A 19,796-nucleotide genomic window follows, 5' to 3' on the forward strand; every position below is an offset into this window, starting at 1 on the left:
ATGTGAAGCTGTCCTCTTTGCTGATTATAACACTAGTTATTGCGTCTACGGTTCCATGCAAAGACACCTAATAGCGCTAATACCCACGGCCCTAAGCTACCTGCTTGTCTTTCAATTGGTTCTTGGGCAACACTGCGTGCAATAATGGGTGCTGAAGCGGTCGCATCATCAAGGTCAATTGTCGGTACTAACTTAACCGCAACTACCTTTTCGACACCGTTGCCACCACCACAATAGGCATTATGGCCAGTATTGTCATAACCCGCAGAGCAATACAGTGCAGTTGCCGATATTTCACCCTTCTCGTTGATATCGCTGGCCGCAACGATTCGATACTTATTGTTTTCACCCGAAACATTTTCGTCGTTGGTTAAATCATCCAACCACCATGCACGATTCTCAAACTTGCTGGCACGGTCTTTATCCGTCCCATTAAAGTCATACGCATAGATAAAACCGCGATGACGACGCTGTTTACCACTGTATTCACGAGCGGTTTCCGCATCTATCGTACCCACAATTTCGTTGTGATTATTGATTGCCTCAGCTTCACCGCCGGCACTGCGGAAGAAGATAGATTGCCCTAGATCTTCAAAATACTTTGCTACCGGTTTACCCGCACTTGCATCGGCTAAAAATAGTCGATTATTGGCAGAACCGTTTTCAGGTTTATCTCCACGACGTTTAGCCTCACCAATAACCAATAGGTTGTTGTTTATATCCGTTGCCTTGGAATTTGAATAAATGTAATCACCGCTCTGCTTAACCTCAGAGCCCGCGATATACGTGGTAGTCCAGTTATCCGCTTTTACTTCACTAAAGCCATCCTTTGGATAAAATACCGCAGCTTGCATGAGCAAGTTGTTATCATCTCGATAGGTGTTGTAACCCGCTAACACCGGTAAATCATCGTAAGAGGTGGTGTGTTCAGGGTCTAGGGTTACATCTCGCACCACAGCACCACGCACACTTGCCATATATGAGGCGTCATCACGACGACCGGAGGTAGCATCATTGTCTTTGGTATTTGGCCAAATGGAAACACTAACCCCGGCATCTGGGGTCGCTAAATCCCATACATAGCCTTTAGTGGAAAAAGCCACATTCTGACATGCCCATAGTGCACCAGGATCAGAACTAGAGTCGCACGAATTTAGGTCGCCACCATAGTTTTTATTATCATCACCAAGATTAAACGGATTTACCGCTGCGCTGCCAACTATATAGGTCTTACCTGTATCTTTTGGGTACACAAATGAATCAAAGGCCATGGTGCGGCCCATTAGCTTGACTAAATCGTCACCGTCTTGACGTGGCAATAAAATAGTATCATCAACGAAACCACGTTCACGATATGCTAATCCATGGCTACCAAAGTTATAGTAGCCACTGCTAGTAATACCGATAACACCTGCATCAGTATACTTGTTGATATGCACATTATTGGTACCACTTTCTAGTGTACCGCCGCCAGGGGCATAATCACTACTTGGTGCTGTCATTACCGCTGCAGATTCAGTAAAGCCTAATGCGTTGGCCCTATAACCTTGATTAAAGGCTTCACGCTCCCTTTCAAGACCACCGGCACCATTGATACCTTTCCATTCGCGGTTAGCCCAGTTCTCACAACTGTTATAACCCAATTCGCGATAACAGTAGCTTTCAAGATCCGACCAATCTAAATAATAAAAATTATTATCGATGCCAAAAGGCGCCTCTTCACGTGGCGATAAACCATCGGTGCCTTCGCGAGTGTCTCCGGCGAGTACGCCTTTATCTGCGAAGGTATCTGCTGGTGAGATTGCACTACCGTAGTATTCCGTCCCTGTCACACTTGGCGTAACTTGCACTACGTTATAAAGGCTAGCATTGGCATTTAGTGACGCCGTCACTACAAATGCCACAGCCGAAATTTTGAAGATATTACTGCGTTTCACTATATCTTATTCCTGTTGCATCGCTTCAAGCTCTTCCCAACGCTCGAATGCAATTTCTAATTCCTGCTCTTTTTTCTCGAGCTCATCTAACACTGGCTGAGTTTGTTCAACTAATGCTGCAAAAAATTGGGGGTCATTCACTTTGCTTTGGAGCGCCTCGATATCTTGTTCAAGTTGCTCTAACAATTGTGGTAACGATTCTAACTCACGCTGTAATTTGTAAGATAATTTTTTACCATTATTGCGTGTTGACTTCACATCAGGTTGCGTAATTGACGTCGATTTTTCTGTTATCGCATCACTTACTGCATTGCCGCGAGCCTTAATAACCTGTGCTCGCTGCTGCTGCGCATCGTGATAACCGCCAACAAATTCTTCGATGTTACCTTCGCCTTCAAATATCCAGCTTGTAGTAACCGTATTATCAACAAACTCACGGTCATGGCTTACTAACAGTAAAGTCCCTTGATAATTGGCAAGCAAATCCTCTAAAAGTTCCAAAGTTTCGATATCTAAATCATTGGTTGGTTCATCCAATACCAACAAATTGTTCGATTTAAGGAACAAACGCGCCAGCAACAAACGGTTTTTCTCGCCACCAGATAATGCTTTTACTGGTGAGCGAGCACGCCTTGGTGAGAATAAGAAATCTTGTAGATAACTAAGAGCGTGTCTTTCGCGCCCCCCAACAGTGACCTCTTGTTTGCCATCGGCTAGGTTATCCATAACCGTTTTTTCAGGATCGAGTGCTTCACGGTATTGGTCAAAATACGCCACCTCTAGTTTAGTACCGCAATGCAGATTACCCGACTGTGGCGCTAATTCACCAAGCATCAGCTTTAGCAAGGTACTCTTACCACATCCGTTAGGACCAATAAGTGCAATCTTATCGCCACGCATCACTGAGAAGGTAAAGTCATTGACTATGGTTTTACCGTCGATGCTGTAACCAAGGTTGTTTGCTTCAAATACTATCTTACCGCTACGTGCAGCATCGTCGATATTAAGGTTTACCTTGCCTTGTACGTTAAGGCGTTCACTGCGCTCGTTACGCAGTTGCTTTAATGCACGTACACGCCCTTCATTACGGGTACGACGCGCCTTAATGCCTTGACGAATCCAGGTCTCTTCTTGGGCTAATTTCTTATCAAACTCCGCATTTTGCATCTCTTCGACACGTAATGCTTCTTCTTTATCTTCTAAGTATTGCTTGTAGTTACCAGGGAAAGAAGAAAGCTTACCGCGATCAAGGTCAACGATACGTGTTGCCATAGATTGAATAAAGCTACGGTCGTGTGAAATAAAGATAATTGAGCCGCGGAAATCCTTAAGGAAGCCTTCTAACCATTCTATGGTCGTCACATCTAAGTGGTTAGTCGGCTCATCGAGCAATAACACATCCGGATCGGGTACCAGTGCTCTAGCAAGTGCCGCCTTACGTTGCCACCCGCCAGATAAGTCCGTTAGCTTAGTATGCCCGTCTAGTTTGAGTGCATCCAAAACGTTGGTAATACGGCTCTCGAACCGCCAAGCTCCAGAATGCTCAAGTTGCTCTTGGATCTTGGACAGTTTGTTGATATTTTTTTCAGATGGGTCAACCGCTAGCAGATCGAGTTGCTCTTGATAACTCTTAAGCTGTCTGCCGACTTCGGCTAAGCCTTCCGAAACATAATCAAAGACTGTCCCTTCTTGGTCTCGAGGTGGATCTTGCTCTAGTCGTGAAACCACAACATCTTGCTGGATCTGCAATCGACCGTCGTCCATTAGGATATCGCCAGCGATCACCTTCATCATGGTGGATTTACCCGCACCATTTCGTCCTACCAAGCATACGCGTTCGTTTTCTTGCAGCTGAAAATCAGCGTTCTGCATCAAAGGCAGATCGCCAAAAGCCAATTGTCCGTTATGTATTGTCAGTAATGCCATTCGTTTCTAACCAAGATCTGAGAATTTCAATATTAAAGGGCCAGTTAAGCTCGGCACCGTTATGTTCCACTACTGGAATTGTTACGCCGTAACGAGAAAACAACTCATCATCAAACGCGATGTCAACCACAGTGACTTGTTGACCTATCTGCATGAACATTTCAAGGGCTTGTTCACACAGATGGCAACCTTGGGTACTAAAGAGTTGAATCACCCTGCTCTCCGTGAGTAATCAACCAGCAGTTGTGGATATGTTTGTTACGAGTAAAGTCTAACGGCAACATTTTATCAGATATGTTTTCTGCTTGTAGCTGTAACTGCTCAAGCGCATCAACATCCATCTTAAAGTGACGTTTGTTGTTAGAGAACACGATAGTACCGCCAGGTTTAAGCAAGCGCTTAAGATTGGTCATTAATTCAATATGATCACGCTGCACATCGAAGGTTTGTTGCATTCGCTTAGAATTTGAAAATGTTGGCGGATCAATGAAAATCAAATCGTAATTCGATTGTGATTTTTCAAGCCATTGTAAGCAGTCCGCTTGAACAAAGGTGTGAGCCTTGTTTTTAAACCCGTTGATAGCAAGGTTTTGTTGCGCCCAATCAAGGTATGTTTTTGACATATCAACTGTTGTGGTGCTTTTAGCGCCGCCCGCAGCAGCGTGTACTGTAGCACTACCTGTATAGGCAAAGAGGTTTAAAAAATCCTTACCCTGCGCCATCTGACCAAGCATGCGACGAGTAAGCTTGTGATCAAGGAATAACCCGGTATCCAGATAATCAAACAGGTTAACTTTCAACTTTACCCCATACTCATTCACATGCATTTCTTGCTGTTTCTGAGCCAATTTTTGATATTGATTGGTCCCTTTTTGCTTTTGCCTTACCTTCAACACCACGTTATTCGCTTCAACACCAGTTACTTGCACAGCAGCGCGAATCACATCGGTGAGTCTTCTTTTAGCCACATGCGGTTCAATGGTTTTAGGCGCTGCATATTCTTGTATAACCAGGTGATCGTTGTAGATATCAATAGCAACATTGTAATCAGGAAGATCCGCATCATAGATACGATAACAGTCCAGCTGTTCGCGTTTAGCCCATTTACCAATCTTGCCGAGATTCTTTTTCAGGCGGTTAGCAAAATCTGGCGCAACAACCTGTTGCTCACCATCGTTAGGGTTGGTCTTATTTAGTGAGATAGAATAGTTCTTTTGCAAACAATTCAATGCACCGTTATTTACCTTGTACTGCTTATCAGCACGCATACGCAAACAGCTAAGTAGCTCATCAGAGCTTGAGAAAATAGAGGCGTTCCAACCACCAAATTGGGCTTTAAGCTGTGCACCAAACTCAGAGTAAAGTGCAATAAGCCCAGGCTCAGTCCCTAAACGCTCGCCATATGGCGGGTTACTAACCAAGGTCCCTGTTTTATCGCTGGATGTAGCAACGATCTTAGTCGCATCCGAAACTTGAAAATCAATCAAGTCGGCAATGCCAGCGCGACGGGCATTGTTTTTCGCTGTTTCGATAACGCGCTTATCGAGGTCATAGCCAACGATAGGTTGGCTAAACTTAGTTATACCACGGCGCCCTTGCACCTTAGCTTCGGATTTAACCTCTGCCCATAATTCATAATCAAAGTCACAAAGGTTCTCTAAACTCCAGTTGTTGCGGGCGTGTCCAGGGGCAACATTGGCCGCCCACATCACAGCTTCAATCAGCAGTGTACCTGAGCCACACATCGGGTCGACTAGAGGTGACTGCTTGTCCCAACCGCTTCTCATTACAATGGCTGCGGCAAGGGTTTCTCGCAACGGCGCTCTACCGGCTTCACTTCTATAGCCGCGTTGATTCAAGCCTTGACCAACCATATCAATACCTAGAATCGCTTTATCACGGTGCAAACGAACATGCACCCGCAGATCCGGTTGATCTTTATTGATCGTAGGCCTTTCTAGGTTTTGTTTAGTAAAGCTATCCACGATGGCATCTTTAACCTTCATCGCACCATACTGGCTGTTGCGAATCTCTTGGTTTGTACCATTAAAATCCACTATAAAACTCTTGGTTTGTGCAAAGTGGCTTGACCAGCGCACGGCGGTTGCAGCGAGATATAAGTCCATATCATCTTGGCATTGAAACTCAGCTAATACCCGAACAAAGCGTGACGCAGTGCGGCTCCACAAACAGGCTCTATAGATCTGCTCTAAATCTGCTTTAAATCTCACACCCGCTTGTACGGGTTTGGGATCTGAAATCCCCAATTCCTTTAATTCATCTACAAGGAGGTTTTCTAGTCCATTCGCGGTTACCGCTAGGTATTGATGCATGTTGGTCACTTAGCCGATCAAAAATGGTGTCAATTATAAACCTTAATTAGTGCAAATACCGATATTTCTCTTATTCCTTACTTCAATCGCCTACTTATCCACCACTCCAGCTCGTGGTTTTGTTACCACAGGTTATTAACTCACATTTGGCTATCCCAACCGTAGATTAGGCAACTGACCGTAAGTGCATGCTTATTCACTCCTAAATTGGTGTATACCAGAGTGCAGATTCGTTAGTAAGTTACTTACATATAGGTGAAAACAGGGAAATAAAGGGGTGTAATACCGCTGCTAACCGTTGATGGGATGAATAAATACAGCTAAAAATAATCACTTTTTATTGATTTGAACCAACAAAATGACCAATAAAACATTGACCTTAGTGATAGAAAAATATCTTAGGCAATAAAAAAGCCGCCTTTGGGATTACCAAAGGCGGCTTTTAAAAGTTGATTGATAGGCCGTTGTTACGACACCATCTTAATATTTGCGTGAGTATATATACTATTTACAGGGCGCATCCTATCATGCATAACCTTTATCGGGTGTCCAAAGGTGAGGCATTTGCCTTCTGACAAATAGAAAGCATCAAGATTAACAGAGACCACAATACTGGCACACTCAGAAGCCTCTACAACCATGAATATGCCACTGTTATAGCCATTGCTAAGCTCGACTATCTCCCCTTCTTCTGGGTCATAGCCTTCGCCGTACGAATCAAAGAACCAACTCTTAGGTTGAACCGGCTTATGGAAGCGTTTAACTGTAACCGCTTTTAGAATCAGTTCCGACTGACGCGGTACTGAAATATCAAGCCCTTTCACAGATGCTTGAAAGAATTCATATAGGTGGGCATCCTCTACGGAGAACGGTTGAGGTTGAAATGCAGACTCAATCAATACCTTACGTGACAAATTAGCACGGAAAACCATTTCCTTGCTAATCTCGAGCATCAATGAGGATTGCTCCTCGTCATAATACCAATTCCATGTGTCGCTTAATTTCAGCATACCTTCGCCCCGTCTCAGATTCCAATCAAAGTAAGACGTTACAGCTCCCTCTCGATATGAGGTTCACGTTACTTTTGAATAATTCTACAAACAGCAGGCGAAAAAAAAAGGGGAAACAGATCCCCTCTTTATTTAAATTCCTAGGTTTATTCAATTACATAATTAAAGATTTTTCACGATATCTTTAACCAGCTTTGGACCATGGAAAATAAAGCCAGAATAAACTTGAACCAATTTGGCACCGGCTTGCATCTTTTCTTTTGCTGAAACGTAAGAATCAATACCGCCAACACCAATTATAGGGATCTCTTCTCCCAATTCTTGATACAGTTTCTGAACTACTTCGGTGCTGCGTAGTTGTACAGGACGACCACTTAAGCCACCAGTCTCATTCGCATGTTTCATCCCCTCAACCACACTACGATCTAATGTGGTATTGGTCGCAATAACACCATCAATGTTGTGTTTTAGTAACGACTGACAAATTTGGCTGATTTCATCATCCGTTAGGTCTGGAGCAATCTTAAGTGCCAACGGTACATAGTTACCGTGTAACTTATTAAGTTCAGTTTGTTTAGCCTTAAGTTCACCAAGCAACGAATCTAATGCATCACCATATTGCAGCGTACGAAGATCCGGAGTATTTGGTGAAGATATATTCACCGCAATATAACCTGCGTATTGATAAACCTTTTCCATACAGATCAGGTAGTCACTATTGCCCTGTTCTATAGGAGTGTCTTTGTTTTTACCAATATTGATACCTATGACACCGTCATAGGTCGATTTTTTTACATTCTCAACTAATGCATCAACCCCAAGGTTGTTAAAGCCCATACGGTTAATCAAACCATCAGCTTCAAGCAAGCGGAACATACGTGGCTTATCGTTGCCAGGTTGTGGGCGTGGAGTAACGGTACCCACTTCGATATAACCAAAGCCCATTGCGCCGAATGCTTCAATACACTCTGCGTTTTTGTCTAGGCCTGCGGCCAATCCAACTGGGTTTTTAAATGTAATGCCCATGCATTCAACTGGACGGTTTGGGAGTCGCTGACGGTAAAATAGATCAAGCGGCGTGCCTGTCATTTTAGGAAGATATTTGATCGCGAGATCGTGCGCTGTTTCTGCGTCGAATTGAAATAAGCCAGTCCTGGCAAGACGGTAGAGCATTGTGCCTCCGATAATAAAAAGCCCCGAGTAAACGGGGCGTTATTATTTACTTAGTTGCTTCACAATTCAAGTTTAAAAGCATGAGTTCGCGTAATGCGACTGAAAATTTCGCAAATTCATGCACCTTACCCACCTTAAACTCCTTTAAAGTATTCTCCCAGCGAGATAGAGCTTCTTTGTTGATGTGCATCCAGTTCTCTATTGTTTGCTCGACGCTATCATTCCCTTCACTGCATCCGCACTGCAATACCTGAATCGTCAATTGACGTTGTTGCCAATCGAGATCCTCTCTAAAGGCAGCTCTAGCCAGCGCTTGCCAGTGGTTATCAACAACTTGGTTATTGATCTGCCATAAGAACCAATGCAGGGATAACTTATCGCCGAGATGGAAATAGAGTTTTGCGGTTTGCTCAACAGAGGTACCACATTCCTTCGCAGCGTTAGAAATATCATAGCAACAATACAGACTCGATAATCGAGCAATATAATTTGCAACACGACTATCTACGCCCTGCTCAATCCATCCATTTGCCTGTTGTTCATGCTGAATGACTTCCTCTTGTACAAGCAACTCATCCAGCTTTTCCACTACTATCCTAATATCCGTTTCAAAGCGTTCCACCAGCTCAGACACGCTGCATTTTTGAGAGCGGTTGCGTAGCATCCAACGCGTTAAACGGCGCGAGGTTCTGCGAAGAGCAAACATCAATTCATATTGCACCGATGATGGTAGGCGATTGTCATGAGAACGAATGTCATCAAAGGTTTTATCTAACTTAAACAACACCTTAGATGCTGTATATGCGTTAGCAATATCGACAACATTGGCACCGGTTTCTTCTTGCAGACGAGTAACGAAATTGCACCCCATTTCATTGACAATGTCATTTGCTAGTACTGTCGCGATCAATTCTTTGCGTAAAGGATATTGATATATCTCTCTTTCAAAGTTACCACGTAACTCACTAGGGAAGTAATTAATTAGCAAATGAGTGTGGTGGCTATCGTTGCTGATTGAGTCAACCGCTAACTGCTCTTTGAGCTGCATTTTTGCATAAGCCACCAGCACCGATAGCTCCGGTCTGGTTAATGCTTTACCTTGCTTTTCACGCTCCAAAAGCTGTTCATCATCAGGAATATATTCAAGCTGCCTATCAAGATGGCCACCTTTCTCCAAAGTGTGAATAAAGCGAAGTTGCTCTTTTACGCCCGCAACACCCTGCGCTTCAGACACCGATATCGACTCTGATTGTCGGTAGGCGTCTTGCAGTACGATATTCGATACCTGGCTTTCCATCGCGTTAAGAAGTTGGTTACGCTTTTTAAAGGTAAGATCACCATTAGCAACAACTGAATTGAGTAGGATCTTAATATTTACTTCATTGTCTGAGCTATCTACTCCACCAACATTATCAACAAAATCGGTGTTCACTCGCCCGCCGTTAAGTGCGTACTCTATTCGTCCTAACTGGGTTAACCCAAGGTTTCCACCTTCACCGACGATCTTCGCCTTCAATTGGTTACCATTGATACGCAGGGCGTCATTGGCTCTGTCGCCCACATCAGAATCGCTCTCTTTTGAGGACTTAACATAGGTGCCAATCCCCCCATTCCATAACAAGTCCACTTCCATACATAGCAGCTGTTTTATCAGTTCATTTGGGGTCATGGTGGTGGCATCAGTGCCCAGCATTTTTTTGATTTCAGGTGACAACGTCACTGATTTAGCTTTACGGGAGAACACACCTCCCCCCTTTGAAATCAAGGACTTGTCATAATCCTCCCATCCAGTTCGAGGTGTATTAAACAATCGCTCCCGTTCAACATAAGAGGACTTTGCCTCTGGTTTAGGGTCAATAAATATGTGTAAATGATTAAACGCAGCCTGCAGGCGCGTATGTTTGGATAACAGCATACCGTTACCAAAGACATCACCGGCCATGTCACCGATACCGATTACGGTAAAATCGGTAGTTTGACAATCTACTCCGACCTCACGAAAGTGTCGTTTTACAGATTCCCATCCCCCTTTAGCCGTTATCCCCATAACTTTGTGGTCATAACCATTTGAGCCACCTGACGCAAATGCATCGCCAAGCCAAAAGTTATAATCAGCAGATACACTGTTAGCGATATCAGAAAAGGTAGCAGTACCCTTATCTGCCGCTACTACGAAGTATGGGTCATCATCATCGTGGCGTATTACTTGTTGAGGAACAATAATCTGCCCCTCTATAATATTATCCGCCACATCTAGTAATGAACTGATAAAGCGTCTATAGCATCGCTGTCCTTCCGCGAAGATCTCATCGCGACTGGTAAATAGGTGCTGGTTCTTACAAACAAAACCTCCTTTTGCACCAACGGGTAGGATTACAGTATTCTTGACCTGTTGCGCCTTAACTAAACCTAGGATCTCGGTACGGTAGTCTTCAAATCGGTCTGACCAACGCAGGCCCCCTCTTGCTACCTTTCCACCTCGCAGATGCACGCCTTCAACGTCGGTCGCATACACAAACATCTCAAATTGCGGCACCGGTTGTGGGATCTCAGGTATCTGTTTCGGTGATAGCTTGAGTGCTAGGCAAGATTTATAGCTGCCGTTATCTGTAGTTTGATAGTAATTGGTTCGCAAAGTCGCACGTATCATCTCAACATAACGTCTAACAATGCGGTCATCATCCAGGCTCTCTACTTTATCAAGCTGAGTGTTGATCTGTTCGATAACCTTAACTTGCGCACTCTCTTCCCCGCCGTGCTTTGGTGAGAATCTCTTGATAAACAGGCTCACCAATTGAGTGGCAAGCTTAGGATGAGAGGCTAAGGTGCTGTAAATATATTCTTGGCTAAACGGGAAACCAACTTGACGCATATATTTGGCATAGGCACGCAGTATCGTTACCTCTCTACCGCTCAATCCCGCGCCAAGAACCAATCGATTAAAACCATCATTCTCATATTCCTTCTGCCACACGCCAGCAAAGGCCTGCTGAAAACGGTCTCGAGCTTTATTAAAGTCAACTGCATTGCTGCCTTTATGTAGCATAGAGAAATCAAGAATCCAGTATGTATTCCCATCGGCCGTTGTCACCTGATAAGGGGATTCACCTATAACCCTAAGATCAAAGTTTTCCAGCATCGGCATCACATCCGAAAGATGGATTGGGGTGTCTTTATGATATAGCTTTAGATGAACGACTTTACTTTCGACAAGCTCTTCTTGGGGGCGGTAAAATAGCATTCCAAGGCGTTGATTATTGTCTAAGGATTGCAGCTTTTCTATATCGGTAACGGCTGAATTGGGTAGCACAGCTTCATGATAAGAGCGTGGAAATGCTTCGCTGTAATTTTTGGCAATCGCCAGCCCCTGACTTTCACCAAGGTTTGTCACTATGGCTTGTTTTAGCCTGTCACTCCACGTAGATGAGACCTCCATAAGATTTTGTTCAATCGCTTTGACATCAAAATCTAGGTGACTATCTTCGATACGAACGATGTAATGGGTACGCGCCAAAGGGCTCTCTGAAAAATAGGTGGTAAATTCCACCTCTTTATCTGTATTAAATACACGCTTAAAGATGCGTTGGGTTTGACGGCGTAATTGGGTGTTATATCTGTCTTTAGTGACATAAACCATGCAGCTTAGAAAGCGGCCAAATGGGTCTTTACGTACAAATAGACGTATTAGATCCCTATCTTGCATCTGAACAACGCCAATCCCTGTGTGCAGCAGTTCTTCTTCATCTGCTTGTAGTAACTCATCCCTTGGGTAGGTTTCTAGAATATTGTGTAAAGCCTTAAACGCATAGGAGCCATCTAAATAACCGCTATTGTCTAAGATCCTAGACACCTTGTTACGTACTAAAGGAATGCGTTCAACACTTTGGTTGTACACAGCCGAGGTATAAAGCCCAGTAAATCGATGCTCGCCAATAACCTTACCAGCCTTATCAAAGATCTTTACGCCGATGTAGTCATTGTATGCCGGTCTATGGATTCGCGATGGGCGATTGCCTTTGGTAAGGATCAAGACATAGGGTTTGGTGGCCTCTCTGCGAGCCGATTCGGAGAATTGGCTGAGCTTGGTCGCCCGTACACGGCTTGGGTCCGCGAGTAAACCGAGCCCCTTCTCTGAGGTAGGCTCTAAAACACTGTCGTTATCCTGTTCGACTAAGCGATATTCCTTGTATCCCATAAAAGTAAAATTATGGTTGGCTATCCAGTTCAGAAAATCGATAGACTCCTTAATATGGTCTTGGTCTAAATTTGGTGTTTTCTGTAGTGCTTCTACTTGGCTTACAACATTTTTTAGGGTGTTCGCCATTGGCTGCCAATCGTCAACCACCGCCCGCACGTCTTGCAGCACACTAATCAGCTCGTTTTCCAACTGTTGCATCTGTTGTTTACTGCTTAACCTATCGACCTCTATATGAAACACCGAATAAAGTTCGCCATTCAGATCATCACTATTGATCTCCTGAATCTTACCCTGCTTATTTAAACTCACACGTGCAGGACCATGTAACATGACATGACTCGATAGACCTAAGCGCGACAAGGTCATCTTGATTGAATCAACTAAGAATGGGCTGTCTTTTAATATGATTTCAACAATGGTATGGGTTGATTGCCAACCATTACGGCTTAGTGAGGGATTAAATACTCTGACCGAAAGCTGTTGAAGAGGTGTTTCTTTCATATGTTGCCATAGGCTGACAACGGCTCCATAAAGATCAGATTCATTACGTGATACAAGATCGTCATGAGAGATGTGGCTAAAAAGGTGCTTTGCAAGTTGAGTCACAACGACTTGATGCTCTTTGGCAACCTTGTCTTGGATCAAAAGATATACTTTTTCAAGTAGGACTGGAACTAGGGGCTCACGTGCGTTCATAGGAACACTCCATCTAGATTTTATTGTTCTAAGTATGGGCAGACAATGGTGTCTGTTGCACGTATTGTAAGGCGTTTATTTCTTGTATGTTAAGACACGCCGCTCACATTTATTAATAAAATTCTATATATGTGAAGCTCCTGTTAATAAACCTTCTTCTTTCTATAAAATACTATGAAAAAAGGCTTGGTCACCACCAAGCCTTAATGACTAAAAAGTGCCCTATTTGAGAGCAGCTTCTACTTTTTCAAATAAATCTCTAGCCAGGTTTGGATTGCCGCGCAAGGTCTCCAATTCTTTTTTCATCAATGCCTTACGCTGATCATCATAACGAGCGAACTTCAATAATGGATCAATCAGGCGTGATGCGACTTGAGGGTTACTCTCATTAAGTTTTGCCAGCATTTCACCGGTAAAACGGTAGCCTGAACCATCCTTTGCATGAAATGCATAAGGGTTACCGATAAAGCCACCAATAAGGTTACGTACCCGATTTGGATTCTGCATACTAAATGCACTGTGGTCTAAAGCAGCCTTAACCTTATCTAGTGCTTGTATACTCGGGTACTGTCCTTGTAAAACAAACCACTTATCCATCACTAAGCCATTGTCAGACCATTTGTCACTAAATGCCTGCATCAATTGCTCACGTACCGAAACGGTTTCAGTATTTGCCGCAATCAAGGCACCACTGCTGTCGGTCATGTTATCACTGCTTTCAAATTGAGCCTTAATCTCCTCATCATAGTTACCCGTGCGTGAAAGGTAGCGCAGACAAACATTACGAAGTTTTCTGCGCGCCATACTTTGATGAGAAATATCGTACTGTTGAGCCGAAAGTGATAGATATACGGCTTTAAGTTGCGGCTCTAAATTAGTTGCAATATCAAGTCGCAACGCATCCAGTGCGGTTAATATTGCATCCACATCGACCTGCTCATACCAACCTGAGACTTCGTTATATGGAGGTGGTAATAATGCTTCGGCAATTAATGCCTTATCTGCTTGTTTATCGGTAAGGATGCTTCTAAGTGCCTCTAACACCTTGTCACTTAATGCAACTGTTTGACCTGACTCAACCATCTGCTTGATATACAGTCCCATCAAAGATTGGGTTGCATCCCAGCGTGCGACTTCGTTAGTGGCGCATTTCATTAGTAACACTAATTGCGCTTCAGTATAGTCATACTCAAGCTTAACAGGCGCTGTAAACTCACGCAGTAGAGACGGCGTTGGTTTATGTTTGATATTCTCAAATACGAAGGTATGCGATGCTTGGGTTAACTGCAGTAAGCTTGGCTGTTGCTTTTCGTTTATGATAAGTGGCACAACATCGCCCTTATCATCATAAAGCTCAATATCAAATGGAATATGCAACGGCTGCTTGTCTTTTTGTGTCGCAGTCTCAGGAGTGTGCTGCGCTATCGTAAGCGAATAGGTTTGAGCTTGTTCATCAAAGTGGTCTTTAACCGTAACAATTGGTGTACCCGACTGGCTATACCATAGCTTAAATTGGCTAAGATCAACCCCAGATGCATCTTGCATTGCTGCGACAAAATCATCACAGGTTGCAGCGGTACCGTCATGGCGTTCAAAATAGAGTTTAATACCCGCTTGGAATTTAGATTCGCCTAACAAGGTGTGAATCATACGGATAACTTCACTGCCTTTTTCGTACACGGTTACTGTGTAAAAGTTATTCATTTCAATAACTTTCTCTGGGCGAATCGGATGCGACATCGGGCTTGCATCTTCAGCAAATTGCGGCCCACGAATCACACTAACATTATTCACTCGATTAACAGCACGTGAACCAAGATCACTTGAAAACTCTTGGTCGCGGAATACGGTTAAGCCTTCTTTGAGGCTAAGTTGGAACCAATCTCTACAGGTAACGCGGTTGCCGGTCCAGTTATGAAAATACTCATGCCCAATAACCGCTTCAATACCAAGGTAATCAGCATCAGTCGCACTATCTTGGTCGGCTAATACGAACTTGGAGTTGAATACGTTTAAACCCTTGTTTTCCATCGCGCCCATATTAAAGAAATCGACCGCAACAATCATGTAGATATCAAGGTCATACTCTAGACCGAATCGCTCTTCATCCCATTTCATTGAGTTTTTAAGGCTAAGCATGGCGTGTTCAGCGCGGCTTAGGTTGCCCTTATCTACAAATATCTCCAGCGCAACTTGGTTGCCTGAGCGTGTAGTGAAGGTATCAACTAATTGGTCAAAATCCCCTGCAACCAAGGCAAACAGATAGCTTGGTTTCGGGTGTGGGTCTTGCCATGTGACCCAATGGCGACCATTGCTTGTGTCCCCTTGGGCAATCTTATTACCATTACTCAACAAGAAAGGAAACGCCGCTTTGTCTGCTTCAACCGTGGTAGTGTACTTTGCTAGTACATCTGGTCGATCTAAGAAATAGGTGATGCGTCTAAAGCCTTCCGCTTCACATTGAGTACAGAATGCACCGCCCGACATATATAACCCTTCTAACGCCGTATTGGCTTTAGGGTTAGTCTCGGTAGTGATTACAAGTTCGAACTCCGTAGGAAGATTGGAAAGAATAAGTGCGCCTTCCTTCTCTTCATAATCACTCCACTGGCTACCATTCACAGTAATACCTTTTAGTACCAACTGCTCTCCTTGTAACTCGAGTGTATCATCACATCCTAGAGCTTTGAGCTGAGAAGTTGCGATAACTTGAGTGGCTGTTTCATGTAAATTGAAACGCAGATCTACTGAAGTGATGGTGTATGAAGGTGCAGCATAATCTTTACGATATTTAGCTGTAGGTTGGATTGGCGAGGCGTCTTTCATTCCATTTCCTTGTGATATAACGTTGAATAGTCTCTGTTGCTAGATTCCCTGTTTCTTAATAAAAATACAAGTTAGAAAGCCCAAATAATGTGCAAACAGTTAACCGCTAGCCAATACTTACCTGAAAACTTACTTTACCTTATCCGAGCAAGTTCAGCCTGCATATCAACACCTTGACCATACAGCGTCAGTTTATCTTCAACCAAGGAATAATGTGATGCGGTTTCTCCATCGTCATAAAGCAGTACTAGCCTGTTGTTCTCCACATAATAAACACCGCGTTTAATACTCTCAGCCCCTCCTTCTCCACTAACCCTAAACATAAAGATAAAATCAGGTTGTAAGATAAGGTCAAGCCTCGCAACTTTGCTCGCCAGAATGTCCGCCCCGGACAATGACGTACTAGACCACATTCCAGCTAGCGGACGACTTAGGGATTTAACAAATGTAATTCCATTGAGGTTGAGCTTGTTATGGGTGGTTTGGTAGGCGTATATCTGTGGTGTGGCCGTGTTTAATCCCAAGACTAAGGTGTCAGCATTGGCATTATATATCCCCTGCCAACGCTCCAATGAATAGTCAATTTTCTGCACGTCAATCTGAAAAATGTAGTTAGAATCGAACTTTATTTTTATTGCGCGAAATCCACTATTTTGGTCTGGGCTTGGATTTTTTACGTACCATTCTCCCAGTAAAAATGGATATTCAAATTGCGGTTTGTTTTTTTGCTGCGCATAACCACTAAACGAAGCAATCAGTAAGCTTACTATAATCAATAAGGCCCGCATAACTACTCCCCCAAAACACATCACCAATAAAAGCTTAGTTAGGGTTATACGATAATGCGAGAAAGTTGATCAGTATCACATTTTCAATGACTCAGTTTTAATCTAGTGCCAATCAAGCACAATAAAAAAGCCTTGCGCGAAACGCGCAAGGCTTTAGTCATTACCATCTGCTCATACAAACAATAAGCTATTGTTTGGTATCACTAAGCATATCAACCATGATAGATACTGACTCATCTAGATAAGCGTCTGGTGCTTGATAATCCTTTGGCACATCATCGAGGGTTTTATACGGTTTGTCACCGTGCTCAACCTGGCGCTGATTAATGCGTTTAAGGTTCAACGCCTCTCTATCGTTAGATTCCTGTTCGCGTACCGCTCGATTCAAAGACAGTTCGTTGTTGTCTTTGTCTTGCTTGTAGCGTTCAATATCATCTCGAATAAAGCCAAACTCAATATCTTTCGCTACGCGAGCTTTATGCTGGGCGGTTAACTCAGTAATCAGCTTGCTCTCATCTTGATAAATCTTATATGGCGCCGCCTCAATACTATCCCAAGGCAATGCATTGTCTTCAACACTCTCACCGGTATCTTCAGGGTTTATTGCTGTCGGATAGCTAATATCGGGGATGACCCCTTTATTCTGGGTACTGCCGCCATTGATACGATAAAACTTCTGAATCGTGTATTGAACGTAGCCTAACTCTTTATCGAACAAGTCGTAAATATGGTTCAAAGAACGGTGTTGTTGAACCGTACCCTTACCAAATGAGTTTTCACCTAAAATAATTGCACGACCATAGTCTTGCATTGCTGCCGCAAAGATCTCTGATGCAGAGGCACTATAACGATTTACCAATACCGTCAGTGGGCCGTCATAACTGATTTCATTGCCGGTGTCGGTATTAATATTGACCCGACCATAGCTATCACGGACTTGCACCACAGGACCACTGGTTATAAATAAACCAGACAGTGCCGTAGCTTCAGATAAAGCGCCGCCACCGTTGTTGCGCAAGTCAACAATAATACCATCTACTTTTTGCAGCTTAAGTTCAGTAATAAGTTTGTCTGTATCTTTCGATAACCCAACATAGAAGCTAGGTACTTCAAGGACACCAAATTTATGACCGTCTTTCTCTATTACTTCCGATTTTACGGCGCGGTCCTCAAGGCGAACCTTGTCACGCACAATAGTGACCGTTTTGCTTTTCGCATCCTTACCTTCAGGTAAGATTTGCAAAATAACCTTAGAACCTTTAGGCCCCTTAATAAGGTCAACAACATCATCTAAACGCCAGCCGATAACATCAACGATATCACTATCTTCTTGACCAACACCGATAATGCGATCGCCATCATTCAAGGATTTACTTTTGGCCGCAGGGCCACCGGCTACCAACGAACGAATGACAGTGTAATCGTCAGTCATCTGTAACACAGCACCGATACCCTCTAAAGAAAGGTTCATCTCTGATTGGAAGTTATCCGCGCTACGTGGTGATAAATAGCTGGTATGTGGATCAACCGAACGAGAAAAGGCATTCATATAAAGCTGGAATACATCTTCACTTTCTGTTTGAGAGATACGCTTCATAGCACTGTTGTAACGCTTTTCTAGTATCTCTTTTATTTCAGGCCATTTTTTATCAGTTAACGCAAGGTTTAACGCGTCATATTTAACACGTTTACGCCATAACTCATCAATCTCAGCCTTAGACTTAGGCCAAGCGGCCTTGCTTCGATCTAGCTCAATCGATTCATCCGCATCGAATTTCATTTCATGATCAAGAAGAGAAAGTGCATAACTAAAGCGTTCAAAACGCTTACGCATCGATTCATTATAAAGCTTGAATGCAATACTGTTATCGCCAGTTTTTAGCGCATCATCCAATCCAACTCGCCACTGTGCAAAGCCATCGACTTCACTTTGAGTAAACAAATTATGATTGTAATCCAACATGTTTAAGTAGCGGTCAAAGATATGCTCAGAGAACTTATCATCGAGTTTAAACTGCTTATAGTGTGATCGAGTAAAACGTGATGTAACACGCTTTGCCGAAGTTTGATGCTGAACCTCAGGAGTCAAGGTTGGCAGGTTATTTAGAGAAAGTTTTGCTTCTACTGCATTTGCAGAAGCAGCTAGCATTACGCTAGCTGCAATAAGCGTTATCTTTGCACGCATTTTCATTCGCAGGATAAACTCCTTTTAAGCGCGAAGATGCTCCGCTTTAACGACCATTTGCAGGCCATTATTTAGTTGCACTCGCACATCGTCCTTGTTGATTTCAACAATCGTAGCCGCCAAATTGCCGGTACCCATGTTGACGTTAACGTTATTACCTACAGCAATTTCATCGCTGTTTAGAGCACGAGTTTCTACTGGCGCCTTTGGTTTTTGTTCAGCACGTGGCTTAGATTTACGAGCCGGCACTTTGTTTGCTTTTGCACGTTTCGCTTTTTGCTCTTCACGTGCTTTATCTGCTTGCTCTTTACGACGAGCAGCAACACGAGCTTTGCTTTCCGCTAGCGCTTGTTGAGCGTGGTCAACATGTTCTTGCTCTAGTTCACCACACGCATTGCCATCAAGATCAACGCGAACCGCACCAGGTTTAACACCATGCAGGTAACGCCAAGATGACGTATATTGGCGAAGCGCAGCGCGTAGTTGAGTTTTACTCACTTTAGTGTCTTCGTCTAAACGCTGTGCTAAATCTTGAAAAATACCAATTTTCAGTGGTTTAGCTTCGCCTTCTACAGTAAAGCATTTAGGGAAGCATTCGGCAATATATGCAATCACTTCTTTGGTAGTTTTTAGTTTTTCGGTGTTTTCCATGCGGGTTCCTGATTAAGACGCGGCCTTCCGCGTTTATTCATCAATAATTATGAGCGTTATTATAAAGAGATGC

General features: G+C 43.5%; 11 protein-coding genes. All 11 read right to left on the reverse strand.

What is annotated here, in order from left to right:
- Positions 1-32: 32 nt before the first annotated feature.
- Positions 33-1,937 (reverse strand): DUF3466 family protein, encoded by a 1,905-nt coding sequence (locus OCU28_RS05730; protein ID WP_261817369.1) that lies wholly within the window; start codon positions 1,935-1,937, stop codon positions 33-35.
- A 6-nt stretch (positions 1,938-1,943) separates the two neighbouring features.
- Positions 1,944-3,863: an ABC transporter ATP-binding protein gene (locus tag OCU28_RS05735; protein WP_261817370.1), complete on the reverse strand. Its 1,920-nt coding sequence runs from the start codon at positions 3,861-3,863 to the stop codon at positions 1,944-1,946.
- Positions 3,841-4,077, reverse strand: a complete 237-nt coding sequence (locus OCU28_RS05740; protein WP_261817371.1) for a glutaredoxin family protein — start codon at positions 4,075-4,077, stop codon at positions 3,841-3,843. Before OCU28_RS05740 ends, OCU28_RS05735 begins: the two co-directional genes overlap by 23 nt.
- Positions 4,061-6,196: a bifunctional 23S rRNA (guanine(2069)-N(7))-methyltransferase RlmK/23S rRNA (guanine(2445)-N(2))-methyltransferase RlmL gene (rlmKL, locus tag OCU28_RS05745; RefSeq protein WP_261817372.1), complete on the reverse strand. Its 2,136-nt coding sequence runs from the start codon at positions 6,194-6,196 to the stop codon at positions 4,061-4,063. Before rlmKL ends, OCU28_RS05740 begins: the two co-directional genes overlap by 17 nt.
- Before the next feature lie 467 nt (positions 6,197-6,663).
- Positions 6,664-7,206, reverse strand: a complete 543-nt coding sequence (locus OCU28_RS05750) for a cell division protein ZapC (protein WP_261817373.1) — start codon at positions 7,204-7,206, stop codon at positions 6,664-6,666.
- Positions 7,207-7,368: 162 nt separating this feature from the next.
- Entirely contained in the window at positions 7,369-8,379 is a 1,011-nt protein-coding gene (gene pyrD, locus OCU28_RS05755; protein ID WP_261817374.1) for a quinone-dependent dihydroorotate dehydrogenase, read from the reverse strand.
- 46 nt (positions 8,380-8,425) lie between these two features.
- A complete protein-coding gene (locus tag OCU28_RS05760; protein ID WP_261817375.1) occupies positions 8,426-13,273 on the reverse strand; it encodes an NAD-glutamate dehydrogenase in 4,848 nt (1,615 codons plus the stop codon).
- Between the two features lie 222 nt (positions 13,274-13,495).
- Positions 13,496-16,099 carry an aminopeptidase N gene (pepN, locus tag OCU28_RS05765; RefSeq protein WP_261817376.1) on the reverse strand — a complete coding sequence of 868 codons (2,604 nt, stop codon included), beginning with the start codon at positions 16,097-16,099 and terminating at the stop codon, positions 13,496-13,498.
- 134 nt (positions 16,100-16,233) lie between these two features.
- Positions 16,234-16,887: a hypothetical protein gene (locus tag OCU28_RS05770; RefSeq protein ID WP_261817377.1), complete on the reverse strand. Its 654-nt coding sequence runs from the start codon at positions 16,885-16,887 to the stop codon at positions 16,234-16,236.
- 187 nt (positions 16,888-17,074) lie between these two features.
- A complete protein-coding gene (gene prc, locus OCU28_RS05775) occupies positions 17,075-19,078 on the reverse strand; it encodes a carboxy terminal-processing peptidase (protein WP_261817378.1) in 2,004 nt (667 codons plus the stop codon).
- Between the two features lie 18 nt (positions 19,079-19,096).
- Positions 19,097-19,723 (reverse strand): RNA chaperone ProQ, encoded by a 627-nt coding sequence (proQ, locus tag OCU28_RS05780; RefSeq protein WP_261817379.1) that lies wholly within the window; start codon positions 19,721-19,723, stop codon positions 19,097-19,099.
- Positions 19,724-19,796 lie beyond the last annotated feature (73 nt).

The organism is Vibrio gallicus, assembly GCF_024346875.1.
Lineage (GTDB): Bacteria > Pseudomonadota > Gammaproteobacteria > Enterobacterales > Vibrionaceae > Vibrio > Vibrio gallicus.